General features: G+C 74.2%; 14 protein-coding genes. 5 read left to right on the top strand and 9 right to left on the bottom strand.

Annotated features, from left to right (window positions below):
* Positions 1-20: 20 nt before the first annotated feature.
* Together ABD269_RS24220 and ABD269_RS24215 are read right to left on the bottom strand one after the other, a co-directional pair.
* Positions 21-785: a crotonase/enoyl-CoA hydratase family protein gene (locus tag ABD269_RS24220; RefSeq protein WP_344120977.1), complete on the bottom strand. Its 765-nt coding sequence runs from the start codon at positions 783-785 to the stop codon at positions 21-23.
* Positions 782-2,428 (bottom strand): acyl-CoA dehydrogenase family protein, encoded by a 1,647-nt coding sequence (locus tag ABD269_RS24215; protein WP_344120975.1) that lies wholly within the window; start codon positions 2,426-2,428, stop codon positions 782-784. The genes ABD269_RS24220 and ABD269_RS24215 overlap by 4 nt, the downstream gene beginning before the upstream one ends.
* 89 nt (positions 2,429-2,517) lie before the next feature.
* Here ABD269_RS24215 and ABD269_RS24210 point away from each other — a divergent pair, with 89 nt between their 5' ends.
* The 5 genes from ABD269_RS24210 (at position 2,518) to ABD269_RS24190 (ending at position 7,425) form a co-directional block, all read left to right on the top strand.
* Positions 2,518-3,258, top strand: a complete 741-nt coding sequence (locus tag ABD269_RS24210) for a PaaX family transcriptional regulator C-terminal domain-containing protein (RefSeq protein WP_301891085.1) — start codon at positions 2,518-2,520, stop codon at positions 3,256-3,258.
* Positions 3,259-3,521: 263 nt separating this feature from the next.
* The gene (locus ABD269_RS24205; RefSeq protein ID WP_344120972.1) at positions 3,522-4,595 is read left to right on the top strand and encodes a glycosyl hydrolase family 18 protein; all 1,074 of its coding nucleotides are present in this window, start codon (positions 3,522-3,524) and stop codon (positions 4,593-4,595) included.
* 63 nt (positions 4,596-4,658) lie between these two features.
* Entirely contained in the window at positions 4,659-5,357 is a 699-nt protein-coding gene (locus ABD269_RS24200; protein WP_301891083.1) for a response regulator transcription factor, read from the top strand.
* Positions 5,354-6,856 (top strand): ATP-binding protein, encoded by a 1,503-nt coding sequence (locus ABD269_RS24195; protein WP_425572968.1) that lies wholly within the window; start codon positions 5,354-5,356, stop codon positions 6,854-6,856. Before ABD269_RS24200 ends, ABD269_RS24195 begins: the two co-directional genes overlap by 4 nt.
* The gene (locus ABD269_RS24190; RefSeq protein WP_344120969.1) at positions 6,853-7,425 is read left to right on the top strand and encodes a hypothetical protein; all 573 of its coding nucleotides are present in this window, start codon (positions 6,853-6,855) and stop codon (positions 7,423-7,425) included. The genes ABD269_RS24195 and ABD269_RS24190 overlap by 4 nt, the downstream gene beginning before the upstream one ends.
* A gap of 6 nt (positions 7,426-7,431) precedes the next feature.
* Here the strand turns inward: ABD269_RS24190 and ABD269_RS24185 are convergent, their stop codons facing one another.
* The 7 genes from ABD269_RS24185 to ABD269_RS24155 form a co-directional block, all read right to left on the bottom strand.
* A complete protein-coding gene (locus tag ABD269_RS24185; protein WP_301891081.1) occupies positions 7,432-8,184 on the bottom strand; it encodes a polysaccharide deacetylase family protein in 753 nt (250 codons plus the stop codon).
* A gap of 191 nt (positions 8,185-8,375) precedes the next feature.
* Entirely contained in the window at positions 8,376-10,640 is a 2,265-nt protein-coding gene (locus tag ABD269_RS24180) for a heavy metal translocating P-type ATPase (protein ID WP_344120966.1), read from the bottom strand.
* A gap of 151 nt (positions 10,641-10,791) precedes the next feature.
* Entirely contained in the window at positions 10,792-11,298 is a 507-nt protein-coding gene (locus tag ABD269_RS24175; protein ID WP_344120964.1) for a MarR family winged helix-turn-helix transcriptional regulator, read from the bottom strand.
* Between the two features lie 84 nt (positions 11,299-11,382).
* A complete protein-coding gene (locus ABD269_RS24170) occupies positions 11,383-13,005 on the bottom strand; it encodes an FUSC family protein (RefSeq protein ID WP_344120962.1) in 1,623 nt (540 codons plus the stop codon).
* Positions 13,006-13,026: 21 nt separating this feature from the next.
* The gene (locus tag ABD269_RS24165) at positions 13,027-14,055 is read right to left on the bottom strand and encodes an acyl-CoA dehydrogenase family protein (RefSeq protein ID WP_344120960.1); all 1,029 of its coding nucleotides are present in this window, start codon (positions 14,053-14,055) and stop codon (positions 13,027-13,029) included.
* Between the two features lie 61 nt (positions 14,056-14,116).
* Complete coding sequence (locus ABD269_RS24160; RefSeq protein ID WP_344120958.1) at positions 14,117-15,271, bottom strand: acyl-CoA dehydrogenase family protein; 1,155 nt, start codon at positions 15,269-15,271, stop codon at positions 14,117-14,119.
* Positions 15,271-16,119 (bottom strand): enoyl-CoA hydratase, encoded by an 849-nt coding sequence (locus tag ABD269_RS24155; RefSeq protein WP_425572967.1) that lies wholly within the window; start codon positions 16,117-16,119, stop codon positions 15,271-15,273. Before ABD269_RS24155 ends, ABD269_RS24160 begins: the two co-directional genes overlap by 1 nt.
* Positions 16,120-16,143: the final 24 nt, after the last annotated feature.

Here is a 16,143-nt window from a genome sequence, read left to right as displayed (position 1 = left end):
GCGATCCGATACGTCCGCCCTCAAATGCGGGAGAAGTCCCCGTGCCTGCCCGCCCCCGCCGCAAAACGTGCCGCCCCGTGGGCGGCCTCGCCCAAGGACGCCTGACCGTGGGCGAGTTCGGCAGCCATCGCAGCCTCCTCGGGAACGCCCTCCTGGTCCAGCAGGGAGGCGCGGTCGCCCCGCAGGCACGACTGCGGGAAACGGGCGATCTCCGCGGCCAGTTCCTCCGCCGCCGCGCGGGCCCCGCCGGGCGGCACCAGGCGGTTGGCGAGACCCATCGCGTACGCCTCCGCGGCGGGCACCGGGCGGCCCGTGAGGACCAGGTCCATGGCGCGGCTCGCGCCGATCAGCCGCGGCAGCCGCACCGTGCCGCCGTCGATCAGGGGCACGCCCCAGCGGCGGCAGAACACCCCGAAGACCGCGTCCTCCTCCGCCACCCGCAGGTCGCACCACAGCGCCAACTCCAGCCCGCCCGCCACCGCGTGGCCGCTCACCGCCGCGATGACCGGCTTCGACAGCCGCAGCCGGGTGGGGCCCATCGGGCCGTCGCCGCCGGGCGCCACCCGGTTGCCCCGCTCCGTGCCGAAGGCCTTCAGGTCGGCGCCCGCGCAGAACGTGCCGCCCTCGCCCCACAGCACCGCCACCCGCGCCGCGTCGTCGGCCTCGAACGCCCGGAAGGCGTCGGCCAGCAGGGCGGCCGTCGGGCCGTCCACGGCGTTGCGCGCGGCGGGCCGCGCGAGGACGACCGTCGTCACCGGCCCGGAGCGCTCCGTACGGACCGTCACATCCCCTCCTTCGCCCGCGCGCGGTCCAGGATCGGACCCAGGTCCGCGCCCGTGGGCAGGGTGCCGAACGCGTGGCCCCAGTCGCCGCCCAGCCGGGACGCGCAGAACGCGTCGGCGACGGCCGGCGTGCCGTGGCGCACGAGCAGGCTGCCCTGGAGCACGAGCGTGAGCTGCTCGGCGAGACGGCGCGCCAGCAACTGGGCGCGGTGCGGGTCGGCGAGCGAGCCGAGGAGCTCACGCAGGCGCCCCACGGCCGCGTCGAGCCGGGCGTCCGCCCCCGCCGCCGCGCCGACCTCCGCGAAGTAGGCGTCGAGGACGGCCGGTTCCCTGGTCAGCGCGCGCAGCACGTCCAGCGCGCCCACATTGCCCGAGCCCTCCCAGATGGACAGCAGCGGCGCCTCCCGATAGAGCCGGGGCATGCCGGACTCCTCGACGTAGCCGTTGCCGCCCAGGCACTCGAGGGCCTCGGCGGCGTGCGCGCTGCCGCGCTTGCAGACCCAGTACTTCCCGGCGGCGAGCGCGAGCCTGCGCAGCGCCGCCTCCGCGGCGTCCCCCGCCTCGGACCGGTCGAGCGCCGCCGCCAGCCGCATCGCCAGCACCGTCGCAGCCTCGGACTCCACGGCGAGGTCCGCCAGGACGTTGCGCATCAGCGGCTGGTCGATCAGCTCGGCGCCGAACGCCCGCCGGTGCGCCGTGTGGTGCAGTGCCTGCCGCAGCCCGGCCCGCATGCCGGCCGCCGACCCGATGACGCAGTCGAGCCGCGTCATGTTGACCATCTCGACGATCGTGCGCACCCCGCGGCCGGGCTCGCCCACCGGCCAGGCCACGGCCCCCTCGTACTCGATCTCGGCCGAGGCGTTGGAGCGGTTGCCGAGCTTGTCCTTCAGCCGCTGGAGGCGCATGGCGTTGCGCGTGCCGTCGGGCAGCACCCTCGGCAGGAGGAAACAGGTGAGCCCCTCCGGCGCCTGCGCGAGCATCAGGAACACATCGCTCATCGGCGCCGACGTGAACCACTTGTGGCCGGTGACCACGTACGAGCCGTCGCCCGCGGGCACCGCCGTCGTCGAGTTCGCCCGGACGTCCGAGCCGCCCTGCTTCTCCGTCATCGACATGCCCGCGATCAGCCCCCGCTTGCCCAGCGGGGGCCGCAGCCCGTAGTCGTACGCGCGCGACGCGAGCAGGGGCTCGTAGGCGGCGGCGAGGTCCGGCTGGGCGCGCAGCGCGGGCACGGCGGCGTAGGTCATGGAGACCGGACAGCCGTGCCCCGCCTCGGCCTGCGCCCAGACGTAGAACTTCGCGGCCCGCACCAGATGGGCCCCGGCGCGGGGCTCGGCCCACGGCGCGGCGTGCTGACCGCTCGCGACCGCCTCGGCCATCAGCTGGTGCCAGGCCGGGTGGAACTCGACCTCGTCCACCCGGTGGCCGTAGCGGTCGTGCGTACGCAGCACCGGCGGATACGCCTCCGCAAGCCGTGCCCGCTCCTGGACCTCCTCCGACCCGGCGCGCGCCCCCAGCGCGCGCACCTCCGCCTCCCCCCAGCCGCCGCCGTCACGGCGCAGCGCCTCCAGCAGGGCCGGGTCGTCGGCGGTGGTGAAGCCGGTCAGGGGCGGTGCCTGGTTGAACACTTCGTGGGTGGCGCTCACGGGGGACCTCCGGACGGACGGGGTGCGATGCGGCATTACAGTTTTATGATGCGTGATCCAGCACTGTAATGAACAGGGTTTCGACAACCATGGACGACACCGGCACCGCCCTGCCCCTCCGGCCGCTGACCGCCCGCTCGGTCGTGCTCTCCACCCTGCTCGGCCACCACCCGCCCGCGCTGCCGGCCCGCGCGCTCGTCCGCGCGGGCGCGCTCTTCGGCACGGCCGAGGGCACGGTCCGCACCGCCCTCACCCGCATGGTCGCCGCCGGCGACCTGGAACAGCGGGACGGCACCTACCGGCTCACCGACCGCCTCCTCGCCCGCCAGGCCCGGCAGGACGACAGCCGCGCCCCGCGCACCCGAGCCTGGGACGGCCGCTGGGAGATCGCCGTCGTCACCACCGAGCGCCGCGCCCCCGCCGACCGGGCGGCCCTCCGCCAGGCGATGGCCGCCCTGCGCCTCGCCGAACTCCGCGAGGGCTGCTGGACGCGCCCGGCCAACCTCGTCCGCGACCGGCCCGCCGTCGTCGCCGAGCAGTGCGCGGCCTTCACCGGCGAGCCCGAGGACGACCCGGCACGGCTCGCGGCGGCGCTGTGGGACCTGGACGGCTGGGCGGCCCGGGCGACCGCCCTGGAAACGGCCCTGCGCCCCGGAAGCCTCGCCGAACAATTCACCGCCTCGGCGGCGGTCCTGCGCCACCTGCTGGCCGACCCGGTCCTCCCGGCCGCACTGCTGCCACCGGGGTGGCCGGGGGAACGGCTCCGCGAACACTACGAGGCGTTCGACGGCTCCTTCAGGCAACTCCTGCGGGGACACCTCGGGGTGTAGGGGAAATCAGCCCGTGGGGGCACCTCCCAGCGGTAGCTGGGGGAGTTTGAGGACCGGGGTCTGGGGCGGAGCCCCAGTTTCGGGAAGGGGCGGGGTGGGGGAGACAACCCGCCGGGCCGCACCCGGGCACGGGTCCGGGGCGGAGCCCCGGCCGCGGCGGAGCCGCGCATCAGACGCTGCGGGAAGGAGCGGGGCTGGGGAACAAACCCACGTGCGGGGCAACCACGCTCGCGCCACCAGCCACCACGTACAACGCTGGCCCTATGATCCGCATCCGCGCAGCGGCCCTCGCCGCGCTGGCCGTATTGAGCGCCGCCCCCACGGCTCCGCCGCAGACGCGGAGCGTCTCCGCCTGGATGCCCTACTGGGAGCCCGGCGCCTACCAGGACGCGCTCGCCCACGCGGAGCAACTGCACACCGTCAACCCCTTCTGGTACGAGGCCACCGCCGCCGACCGCGTCACCGCGCACCCGGGCGCCGGCGACCTGGCCGTGATCGACGGGCTGCACCGGGCCGGGATCAAGGTCGTACCGACCGTCACCGAGAGCCTCGACGCCGCCGCGATGGCGGATCTGACCGGGGACCCCAAGGCCCGCGCCACGCACGTCGACACCCTGGTGCGGCTCGCCACCGGCCTCCCGTACGACGGGCTCGACCTCGACTACGAGCAGATGAACGAGAGCGCCAAGAGCACCGCTCTCATCGACCGCGTGCGCACCGGCTTCACCACCCTGATCGGCGAGGTCTGCGCCAGGCTGCACGCCCTGCGCAAGGAGTGCACGGCGGCCGTCTTCCCCCGGTCCGCCACCCCCGGCCACGACGGCGGTCCCGTCTACGACTACGCCCGGCTGGGCCGTTCCCTCGACCGGCTGCGGATCATGGGCTACAACCTGCACGACGCCCTCGAACCGCCCGGCCCGCTCTCCACCCCCGGCTGGTACGACGAGATCCTGCGCTACGCCACCGCCCGGCTGCCCGCGGACAAGATCGAGATGGGCATCCCGGCCTATGGCTGGGACCACGTGGTCGGCGACCCGGGCCGGGCCACCCACCGCACCTGGCGGGAGGCCGACGCGCTGCGCCGCAAGGTCGGCGCGCCCTATGCCCTGGACCCCGTCGCGCGCACCCCCCACTTCACCTACACCGAGGGCGGCAAGCGGCGCGAGGTCTGGTACCAGGACGCGCGCGGGATCGCCGACCACCTGCGCGTACTGCGGAAGTACGGTGTGGAGGGGACGGCGCTGTGGGCGCTCGACTTCGAGGACCCGGACCTGTGGCCCGTCCTCGCGGGCGCCCCGCCCGCCGCCGGGGACCGGGAGAATATGAGCAGTCGGTGACAGTTCGGCCGCCCGGAGGGCCGAACGTCGCACTGTTGTGCTGATTGGACGGATACTGGCCGCATGTCACGCGTGCTTCTGATCGAGGACGACCGGGCCGTACGGGAAGGTGTCACCCTCACCCTGCGCCGCCGCGGCCACGAGGTCGAGGGCGCCGCCACCGGCGAGGCCGGTATCGCCGCCATGGAGACCTTCCGGCCGGACCTCGTCCTGCTCGATCTGATGCTGCCCGACAAGAGCGGCTTCGAGGTGTGCCGCCGGATCCGCGCCACCCGGCAGATCCCGATCATCATGCTCACCGCGCGCGGCGACGACATAGACGTCGTCCTCGGCCTGGAGGCGGGCGCCGACGACTACATCGTCAAGCCCGCCCGCGGCGAGGTCCTCGAGGCCCGGATCCGGGCCGTGCTGCGCCGCGCCGCGCCCGGCGACGGCGGCCCCGATCCGGCCGTGACCCAGCCGGTCGAGACGCACGGCGACCTCACCATCGACCGCGCGGGCCTGCTCGTCGGCAAGCACGGCCAGGACCTGCCGCTTGCCCCCTCCGAGATGAAGCTGCTGCTCTACCTGTCCTCGACGCCCGGCCGGGTCTTCAGCCGCCAGCAGCTTCTGGAGCACGTGTGGGAGCACAGCTACCACGGTGACGCGCGGCTGGTCGACGCCTGTGTGATGCGCCTGCGGACCAAGGTCGAGGAGTCCACGAGGTCGCCGAGGTACATCCAGACCGTGCGCGGCTTCGGCTACCGGTTCGGGCCCCTGTGAGCCGCCGGCTCCTTCCGCGCTTCCCCGGATTCCGCCGCCCGGAGTTCCGCCGCCCCACCCTGCGCGGTGCCGCGGGCGGGCTGCGCGCCCGCCTGGTCGTGGCGTTCCTGCTGGTCGCCGCCCTCGCCGCGCTCACCACGGCCGGGCTGACCTTCCGCTCGGCCCGCACCGCGATCCTCAAGCACACCCAGGACACCGCCATCGACTCCCTGCGCTCGCAGGTGAACTCCCAGGTGCCCGACTACACCTTCCCGCTGACCTCGTCGGCGCAGATGGACCTCAGCCGCCGGCTCGCCGCAGCCGGCGGCGCGCAGCGCTGGATCATCCACCTCCGCTACCAGGGCGGGCCGATGATGCCCGCGGCGGACACCAACCGGACCATCCCGCAGGGCCTGCAGCAGAAGGTCCGCTCCGGCATCCCGGCCTTCCAGCGGATGGACGTCGACGGCAGCCCCTGGCTCGCCATCGGCCTGCCCGTCACCTTCAAGGACACCAACCAGGACTCCGGCCTGGAGGTCTACGCCCAGATGCCGCTCCGCGAGGACGAGGCCAATGTGCAGGCCCTGGTCAAGGCCGCCCAGTCCGGCGCCCTGCCCGCCGTCGCGCTGGCCGCCGTGCCCGCCCTGATCGCCGCCCGCGGCGTGCTGCGGCCCGTACGCGAACTGCGCCGTGCCTCCCGGAAGATCGCCGCGGGCGAGCTCGACACCCGGCTGCGGGTGACCGGCCGCGACGAGCTCGCCGACCTCTCCCGCACCTTCAACGACATGGCCGAGGCGCTGGAGGAGAACGTCGCGGAGCTGCGCCGCATGGAGGCCAACTCCCGGCGCTTCGCCGCCGACGTCTCGCACGAGCTGCGCACCCCGCTGGCCGCCATGACCGCCGTCGTCGACGTCCTCGACGAGGATGCCGCCTCGCTCGACCCCGACACCGCCTATGCCGTCCGGCTCATCAGCGAGGAGACGGGGAAGCTCGCCCGCATGGTCGAGGACCTCATGGAGATCTCCCGCTTCGACGCGGGGGCCGCCGCCCTCCACCTCGACGAGGTCGACGTCTCGGAGACCGTGCGCAAGACCCTCCAGGCCCGCGGCTGGCAGGAGAAGGTGGCCGCCGACCTGCCCGAGGGCGTACGGGCCCGGCTGGACCCGCGCCGCATAGACGTCGTGGTCGCCAATCTCGTCGGCAACGCGCTCAAGCACGGCGGGGAACCGGTGAGCGTCACGGTCCGGGCCGAGAAGCGGGACACCGGCGAGCGGCTGCTGATCGAGATCGCGGACCGGGGCGCGGGCATCGACCCCGAGGTGCTGCCGCACGTCTTCGACCGGTTCTTCAAGGCGGACTCCGCCCGGGCCCGCTCCGAGGGCAGCGGCCTGGGCCTCGCCATCACCCTGGAGAACGTCCGCCTGCACGACGGGACGGTACGGGCCGCCAACGCACCCGGAGGAGGAGCGGTGTTCACCGTGGATCTGCCCCTGCGGCGCGGCGGGGGTGAGGAGGCATGAGGCTGACGAGCGCCATCAGGAAGCCCCACGCCGCCGCTGCCGCCGCGCTGCTGCTCACCACGCTCGCAGGCTGCGGCGTCACTACCACTGACGCCATCGATGCGGGACAGCCCGCAACGGGCGCCAAGAAGAAGGGGATCACCAACACCCATGAGGTCCGGCTCTACTTCATGACGCCGACCGGCATCGCGTCCAGCGGCCGGGACGCCGCGGACAAGGTCGGCGCGGAGGACGCGATCGCCCTGCTCCTGAAGGGGACGAACTCGGCGGAGCAGGCCCGTGGCTTCTACTCCGACCTGCCGAAGCTGAACGGTGAGGTCCACGTCACCACCGGCACCATGCGGGTGGGCATCCAGCTGCCGTACAACGTGCTGAGGCTGTCCCTCGTGGCCCGCAGCCAGCTCGTGTGCACGGCGGCGAGCGCCGAGGTGCCCCGGGGGCGGGCGGTCCAGGACGTGAAGGTGGAGCTCAGCGGCGGCAATTACGTCGTCTCGGACCTGGTCTGCGACAACAACAACGCCTTCCCCGCGGCCCAGGTCCCTACCAAGGCGGCGGTGTCCACCCCCTGACGTCCGTCAGATCTTGGGGAAGCTGAAGGTGTAGCCCTGCTGCTTGAGCCAGGGCAGCAGCCGGGCGAGCGCCTCGACGGTCTGGGCGCGCGAGCCGCCGCCGTCGTGCATCAGCACGGTCGGGCCCTTGCTCAGCTCCCTCTTGGCCGTGTCCAGGATCTTGTCGACGCCGGGGTGCTCGAAGTCCTTGGTGTCCACGTTCCAGCCGAGCGGGCGCATGCCGTTCTCGGCGGCGATCCTCCGGCTGTCGGGGGTGAACGCCCCGCCCGGCGCCCGGTAGTAGCGCACCGGCTCGCCGCCCGACGCGTCCTCGATGAGCTTCTTCGCGTCCAGGATCTCCTTCTCCTGGTACGCCACCGGCTTCTTGTCCATGCGGGTGTCGTGCGAGATCGAGTGGTCGCACAGCCGGTGCCCCGCCGCGACGACCTTCTTCACCAGGTCCGGGTGCTTCTCGGCGTTCGGGCCGATCATGCAGAAGGTGGCCTTGGCGCCGTACTGCTCCAGCAGGGAGAGGACCTTGGGGGTCCACGTGGGGTCCGGGCCGTCGTCGAAGGTGAGGTTGACGGTCTTGCCCGGGTCCTCCGAGATCCGCACGATCTCGTCGCTCACGTTCTTCCCCGGCGCGGGACGGTCCGTCACCGGGGCGCTGTTCCCGCCGCCGCTGCCGTGGTCGACGGCCGCGGCGATGGTGCCGGCGGCTATCGTGAAGACCGCCGCCGTGGCCGCGATCCGGATCTTGTGCTTCTTCGGCAGCGCCATGGCTCATGCCCTCCCTGTCTGCGGTCTCTGTCACCACACAAGAGGGAGCGGGCCGGGGTGAGGGTGCGCCTGTTACGGATTCATCATGGAGCGGGGACACAGGGCTCATCTCCCGCCGCCGGCAGGCCCGTCGACGCCACGTCAGGAGCCGGACGGGTCGGTGGACCCGCCCGGCTCCCGGGGGCGTTCGATCACTGGTCCTCGGCCCGGAACCCCCGCAGCCGCAGGCTGTTGCCGACCACGAACACCGACGAGAAGGCCATCGCCGCCCCCGCGATCATCGGGTTGAGCAGCCCCGCCGCGGCCAGCGGCAGCGCCGCCACGTTGTAGCCGAAAGCCCAGAACAGGTTGCCCTTGATGGTCGCGAGCGTGCGCCGCGCGAGCCGGATCGCGTCCGCCGCGACCCGCAGGTCGCCCCGGACCAGCGTGAGGTCGCCCGCCTCGATCGCCGCGTCCGTGCCGGTGCCCATCGCGAGGCCCAGATCGGCCTGGGCCAGGGCGGCGGCGTCGTTGACCCCGTCGCCGACCATCGCGACCGAACGGCCCTCGCCCTGCAGGCGCTTGACGACGTCGACCTTGTCCTGCGGCATGACCTCGGCGATCACCTCGTCGATGCCGACCTCGGCGGCCACCGCCTCGGCCACGGCCCGGTTGTCGCCGGTCAGCAGGATCGGGGTCAGCCCCAGCGCGCGCAGCCTGCGTATGGCCTCCGCGCTCGTGGCCTTCACCGCGTCGGCGACCTCCAGCACCGCCCGCGCCTCGCCGTCCCAGGCCACCGCGACGGCCGTGCGCCCCGCCGCCTCGGCCTCCTCCTTCGCCCGGGCGAGGCCCGAGGGCAGCGGCATCGCCCAGGCGTCGAGCAGCTTCTCCCGGCCGACGAGCACCGCGTGGCCCTCGACCACGCCCTGCACGCCCAGTCCGGGCACGTTGGCGAAGTCCTCCGGCACGGACAGCGCCCCGACGCGCTCGGTGGCCCCCGCGGCGATCGCCCGCGCCACCGGGTGCTCCGAGGCGTGCTCCAACGCGCCCGCGAGCCGCAGCACATCGGCCTCCGCCGTGCCCCGGGTGGTGTGCACCTTCAGCAGCGTCATCCGGCCGGTGGTGACCGTACCGGTCTTGTCCAGCACGATCGTGTCGACCTTGCGCGTGCTCTCCAGCACCTCGGGCCCCTTGATGAGGATGCCGAGCTGCGCGCCCCGGCCCGTGCCCACCATGAGCGCGGTCGGCGTCGCGAGGCCGAGGGCGCACGGGCAGGCGATGATCAGCACGGCCACCGCGGCCGTGAACGCGGCCGTCAGGCCCGCACCGCTGATCAGCCAGAAGGCCAGTGTGCCGAGCGCGAGGGCGATGACCACGGGCACGAACACCGCGGAGATCCGGTCGGCGAGCCGCTGCGCGGCGGCCTTGCCGTTCTGCGCGTCCGCGACCAGCTCGGCCATCCGGGCCAGCTGGGTGTCCGCGCCGACCCGGGTCGCGGCCACGACGAGCCGCCCGCCCGCGTTGAGCGTCGCACCGGTCACGCCGTCGCCCACGCCGACCTCGACCGGGACGGACTCGCCGGTGAGCATCGAGGCGTCCACCGCGGACGTGCCCTCGACGACGGTGCCGTCCGTGGCGATCTTCTCGCCGGGCCGGACGACGAAGCGGTCGCCGACCGCGAGCTCCTCGGTGCGGATCAGCTCCTCGCGGCCGCCGCGCAGCACGGTCACCTCCTTGGCGCCCAGCTCCAGCAGGGCCTTGAGCGCGGCCCCCGCCCTGCGCTTGGAGCGGGCCTCGAAGTAGCGCCCGGCCAGGATGAACGCCGTGACCCCGGCGGCCGCTTCGAGATAGATGTTCTGCGCGCCGTCGCTCCGCGCGACGGTCAGCTCGAAGGAGTGCGTCATGCCCGGCATGCCCGCGTCGCCGAGGAACAGCGCCCACAGCGACCACAGGAACGCGGCCGACGTCCCCACCGAGATCAGCGTGTCCATGGTCGCCGCGCCGTGCCGGGCGTTGGTCCAGGCGGCGCGGTGGAAGGGCCAGGCCGCGTAGGTGACGACGGGGGCGGTCAGCGTCAGGGAGAGCCACTGCCAGTAGGTGAACTGCCAGGCCGGCACCATCGCCAGGACCACCACGGGCACCGCGAGGACCACGGAGGTCAGCAGCCGCTGCCGCAGTGTGCGCAGCTCCCCGCCTCCGTCGTCGGCCTCGTCGGCGGTGCCGTCCGCCTCGTGGGCGGGACCGGTGTTCCGTACGGGCCGGGGCACAGCGGCGGTGTAGCCCGTGGCCTCCACGGTGGCGACGAGGTCGGCGACGCCGATGTCCTCGCGGTAGGTCACCTTGGCCTTCTCGGTGGCGTAGTTGACGGTGGCCTCCACGCCGTCCATGCGGTTGAGCTTCTTCTCGACGCGCGCGGCGCACGAGGCGCAGGTCATGCCGCCGATGGTGAGTTCGACCTGGGTGACCGTGGTGGTCATTGCGGCTCCTGGGGCTGAGGGTGATACCCCCTGGGGGTATCTGCCAGAGATATGTATACCCCCAGGGTGTATGGCGGGGCAAGGGGGGAAGTGCCCGAGGCAGATACCCATAGGGGGTATCCGCCTCAGGTCGATCCGGCAGTCGCGCGCCCTACGGCTGGAGGCCGCCCAGCCGCCCCTCCAGCAGAACGAGCAGGTCGGCCAGGGTGTCCGCGAGCCGGTCGCGGTGGTCGTCGCCGAGCCCGTCCAGCAGGGTGTTCTCGTAGTCGAGCTGGCGGGGCACCAGGCGGTCGATGAGGGCGGTGCCCTCCTCGGTGAGGGAGAGGTGAGCCACGCGCCGGTCGCGCTCGTCGGTGCGGCGGGCCACGAGGCCGCGCGCCTCCAGGACCCGGAGCCGCTTGGTGACCGCCGCCCCGGAGGCGAAGGTCTCCCGGGCGATCTGCCCCGGCGACAGCTCCCGGCCCGTGCGCCGCAGCGTGCCGAGGATGTCGAACTCCGCGCGCGCCAGCCCCTCCCGCACCAGCGGCGCATCCGTCGCCTGTTGCAACAGCGCCGCGCAGCGGTTGAGGCGGCCGATCACGGCCATCGGCGCGGTGTCGAGTCCGGGGTGGACCTGCTGCCACTGGCGCAGCACGCGCGCGACGACGTCCTCGGTCACGGTGGGGATCCTTTCGGCTGGGTGCTCACGGCAGATTCTGCCGTCCCGGGGCGGTCGTCCGGTGATCAGGCCCTCGGCCGCCGGCTACGCCGCGGCCGTGGCGAAGCGCCGGGCGAGCGCGGCCAGGGCGTGGTGGCCGTCGCGCTCGGCACGCTCCACATGCCCTTGCGGCAGGGCGCGCCGCCGCCATTCGCCGGCCGCCGCGTCCGCCGTCTCCCGCAGTTCCACGAGCGCGGTCGCGAGCCGGTCGCGGGCCCGGCCCGCTTCGTGGGCGGAGTGCGGGGCGTCCAGCAGGGCGAGGGCGGTGGTCCGGGCCTCGGCGACCCGGTCCACCGCGGCGTCGACGCGGTCCGCCCGGCGCCGGTCGGTGATCAGCGCGCAGGCGAGCAGCGCGACCGCCGCGCCGACGAGCGTATCGGCCCAGCGGTCGCCGACGAGCGGGCGAGCCGGGTGACTGCCCGCGAATTCACCGAGCAGCAGCGACATCGGGGTGACGCAGACGGTCGCGAGCCAGTAGTTGCGGGTGATGAGCGCCTCGGCGCCGAACTGGAGGGCGACCGACAGCACCACCATCGCGAGGGGCCCGGTCCGGGCGACGGGCAGCAGCGCGGTGAACAGCAGCAGCCCCAGGAGGTTGCCGAGCACGCGCTGCACGGCCCGCTGCCAGGACAGCGCGGAATTCGCCTGGAAGACGGAAGCGGCGGTCACCACGGCCCAGTACGGATGGCCGATCCCCACGGCCGCCGACGCCCAGCCCGCGAGCACGCACCCGGCCAGGACCCGCGCCCCGAGGAGCAGCAGCGGGGAACCCGGCCGCAGCCGGTCGAGCGCGGTGGGCCCACCCGACGGCCGCCCGCCGGGCGCCTCACCCCCGCCGGTGGTCTCGCCCGGCAGTGCGCGCCCCTTGCGGAGGTCGCGCGCCCAGGCGTCGTACAGCTCCGCCTCCGACGCGGAACCGGGACGGTCCGCGGCCGCCGACTCGGCCCGTACGAGCAGGAGTTCCAGCGCCGCGAGCACACCGGCACCGTCCCGGCGTCGCGACGGCGCGCGGCGCAGTTCGGCGCGCGCCGCGTTCGTCAGGGCGGTCGCGGTGTGCCGGGCGCGCGGGGCGGCGTCGGTGTCCGCGCGCAGCAGCCGGGCCGCGGCCTCCAGTGCGCGGGCGGTGGCGATGCGCTCCGGGCCGTACGGCCGCACGAGCCGGGGAGCCATGCAGATCAGCCATGCGAACGCGCCGCAGGCCAGGACGAGCCCGACATGGAAGGGCACCTCGCCCGGCCGTTGCGGCACGAAGCACGCGGTGGAGCTGACGAAGGTGAGGACGATGCTGCCCGGCGGGCCGGTCCTGAACGCGTCGCACAGCGTCTTCTGCACGGCCGCGAGCAGCGCCGCGACCACGACCAGCAGCGCGACGGAACCCGTCAGGGACGCGGCGGTCAGCGCGACGCCCACCCCCGCCGCCATGCCGAGCACCACCCCGGCGAGCGCCCGGCCGCGCGCCGCGTACGGCCTGGCGTGGCCGTAGAGGGCGCAGAGCGCCCCGGCCGAGGTGTAGAGCGCGAGGTCGAGACGGTCGGTGGCGAGCAGGACGCCGTCGGGGACCGCGATCGCGGAGACCGCGCTGAACGCGGGCTTGTGCCAGATGTCCCCGGCGCGGTTCAGCCGGAGCGTGCCGCGCAGGGGGAGGCGTCGGGTGGTCTGTTCGGGCATACAAAAAGATTAGCAAGTGTTTTACTCGAAAAATAACCGCCCCGGAAACAGCTCCAGCGCGCGGGCCCTGCACTCCGCCGGGCCGCCCCACGCGGTTCGCAGGGCCCGCGCCTTCCCGAGCCACAGCGACAGGTCGTACTCCGCCGTGTAACCGATCGCCCCGTGCAGCTGGAGCGCGGTGCGGGCCGCCGCGTACGCCGCGTCGCAGGCGGCGGCCTTCGCCGCGGCGACCTCGGCCGGGGCGGACCGCGCCCCCGACGCGAGCGCGACCGCGGCGCCGAACACCAGCGGCCTGGCGAACTCCAGGCCCACCAGGGTGTCCGCCAGCCGGTGCTTGACCGCCTGGAACGCGCCGACCGGCGAGCCGAACTGGGTGCGCTGCCGGACGTACGCCACCGTGCGCTCCAGCAAGGCGCACCCCACCCCCAGCGCCTGCGCGGCGACCGCGAACGCCGCGTGGTCCGCCGCGTACGCCGCCGCCTCCCGCACCGCGGGGCCCGCGGCCAGCGGCTCGCCGCCGTCGCCCGGCCGGGCGAGCCGTCGCGCGGGATCGAGCGAGGGCCGTACGGGGCCGTGCCCGGCGGCCAGCCGCAGGGTGTCCGTGCCCGGCGCCACCGCGAGGACGGCGTCGCACACGTCCGCGTCCAGGGCGTACGGACTGCCGCCGGGCAGCGTCAGCGTGACCCGCGCCTCGCCGGTGCGGACGCGGGGGAGCCAGGCCGCCGCGGGGGCGGCCGCGCCGCGCTCGGCCAGGCGGGAGAGCAGCGCGGCCGCCGCGACCGTCTCGACGAAGGGGCCGGGTGCCGCGTACCGACCCAACTCGACGAAAGCGACGGCGAGTTCCACGGGCAGCGGCCCCGCGCCGCCGTACGCCTCCGGCGTGGCCAGCGCGAAGACGTCCATGGCCGCCGCCCGCTCCCACACGGCCAGCCCGGGCCCGTGCTCGCCTCGGGCCCACGCGCGAACGGCCGACGGGGTGTCGGCCGCGTCGAGCATGCGCGCGAGCGAGTGCTGGAAGTCGAGCTGCGAGGTGTCGAGCGAAAGCTTCACGCGCTGTGTCCTCCCATCGGGCGGGGCAAGGGCGTTCGCGCACCCGGAGTCCTGTGCGCGGTCACGGCCGGCGCCGGCCGCGCGGCAGCCCCAGCAGGCGCTCCGCCACCACGTCCCGCTGGATCTCGTTCGTCCCCGCGTAGATCGGCCCCGCCAGCGCGAAGACATACCCCTCCGCCCACGCGCTACCCGCCAACTCCCCTTCCGGGCCCAGCAGATCGAGCGCCGTCTCGTGCAGCGCAAGGTCGAGCTCGGACCAGAAGATCTTGTTGAGGCTGGACTCCGCCCCCAGCGAGCCCCCCGCGGCGAGCCGCTCCGCATGGGCGTAGGTGAACAGCTGGTACGCCCGGGCCTTGATCACCGCGTCCGCCACCCGGTCCCGCAGCGCCGCGTCGCCGGGGTCCGCGCTCTCGCGCCACAGGGCGGCCAGCCGCCGGGCGGTGGCGAGGAAGCGGCCGGGGCTGCGCAGGGTCAGCCCGCGTTCGTTGCCCGCGGTGCTCATGGCGACGCCCCAGCCCCGGCCCGGTTCGCCGATCACATCGGCGTCCGGCACGAACACGTCGTCCAGGAAGAGCTCCGCGAAGGCCGGCCTGCCGTCGAGACGGCCGATGGGCCGCACCGTCACCCCGTCCGCGTCCAGCGGGAACATCACGTACGTCAGCCCGTGGTGCGGCGGCCGCTCCGGGTCCGCGTGGCTGCGGAACAGCCCGAAGGCCCGGTCGGCGAAGGCCGCGCGCGAGGACCAGGTCTTCTGGCCGCGCAGCAGCCAGCCGCCCCGCTCGCGCACCGCGACCGAGCGCAGCGCCGCGAGGTCCGAGCCCGCTTCCGGCTCGGACCACGCCTGCGCCCACACCGTCTCGCCGCTCGCCATCGGCGGCAGCACCCGGGCGCGCTGCTCCTGTGTGCCGTGGGCGAAGAGCGTGGGGGCGAGCAGCGCGATACCGTTCTGGGAGACCCGGCCGGGCGCGCCCGCCGCGTGGTACTCCTCCTCGAAGAGCAGCCACTCCAGCAGCGAGCGGTCCCGGCCGCCGTACGCCGCGGGCCAGGAGACCACCGACCAGCGGTCCGCGGCCAGGGTCCGCTCCCACGCGCGGTGTTCGGCGAACCCCTCCCGCGTCTCCAGCGAGCGCAGGGGAGCGGGCGGCACATGCGCGGCCAGCCACGCCCGGGCCTCCGCGCGGAACTCCTCCTCCTGTGCCGTCAGGTCCAGGTCCATCAGGCGCCGCGCTCCTTCGCCTTCATCGCCTCGATGTCCATGCCGCCGAGCGGACCGTCGCCGGTCTCGGCGTTGTGGGCGTGCGCGAGGTGATGGAGGGCGAAGGCCGCGTCGAGGCCGCTGTGCAGCCCCTGGAGGTCCTCGGCCTGGTTGACGGCGCGCTTGGCGAGGGCGAGGCCCATGCGCGGCATCGCGGCGATGCGAAGGGCCAGTTCGTGTGTGCCGGGGGCGAGTTCGGCGCGCGGTACCACGCGGTTGACCATGCCGATCTCGTACGCCCGGCGGGCGCTCATCCGGTCGCCCGTGTAGAGGAACTCCTTGGCGACGCGCGGCGGCATCACCCACGGATGGGCGAAATATTCGACGCCGGGGACGCCCATCCGCACGACCGGGTCGGCGAAGAAGGCGTCGTCGCTCGCCACGATCAGGTCGCAGACCCACGCCAGCATCAACCCGCCCGCCACACAGGCGCCCTGGACGGACGCGATCACGGGCTTGGGCAGCTCGCGCCACCGACGGCACATGCCGAGATAGACCTCGGACTCGCGCGCGAAGCGGCTGTCCGCGCCCGACTTGCCGCAGTGGTCCCACCACAGGCCCGCCCGGCGCGGATATGGCAGATGGGTGTCGCGCCCGGGGGTGCCGATGTCATGGCCCGCGGAGAAGTGCTCGCCCGCCCCGGCGAGGACGACGACCCCGACCCCGTCGTCCCCGGCCGCCCGCTGGAAGGCGTCGTCGAGGGCGTAAGTCATCGCGGAATTCTGCGCGTTGCGGTACCTCGGACGGTTCATCGTGACCGTCGCGACCGGGCCGTTCCGCTCGTAACGCACTGTCGGGTCAGTGGACATGCCCATCCTTCCCTAACAAGTGTT

This window comes from Streptomyces blastmyceticus (genome assembly GCF_039521185.1).
GTDB classification, from domain to species: Bacteria; Actinomycetota; Actinomycetes; order Streptomycetales; family Streptomycetaceae; genus Streptomyces; species Streptomyces blastmyceticus.
Note: the sequence above shows the minus strand (reverse complement) of the source record. Positions and strands in the feature narration are given on the sequence as shown.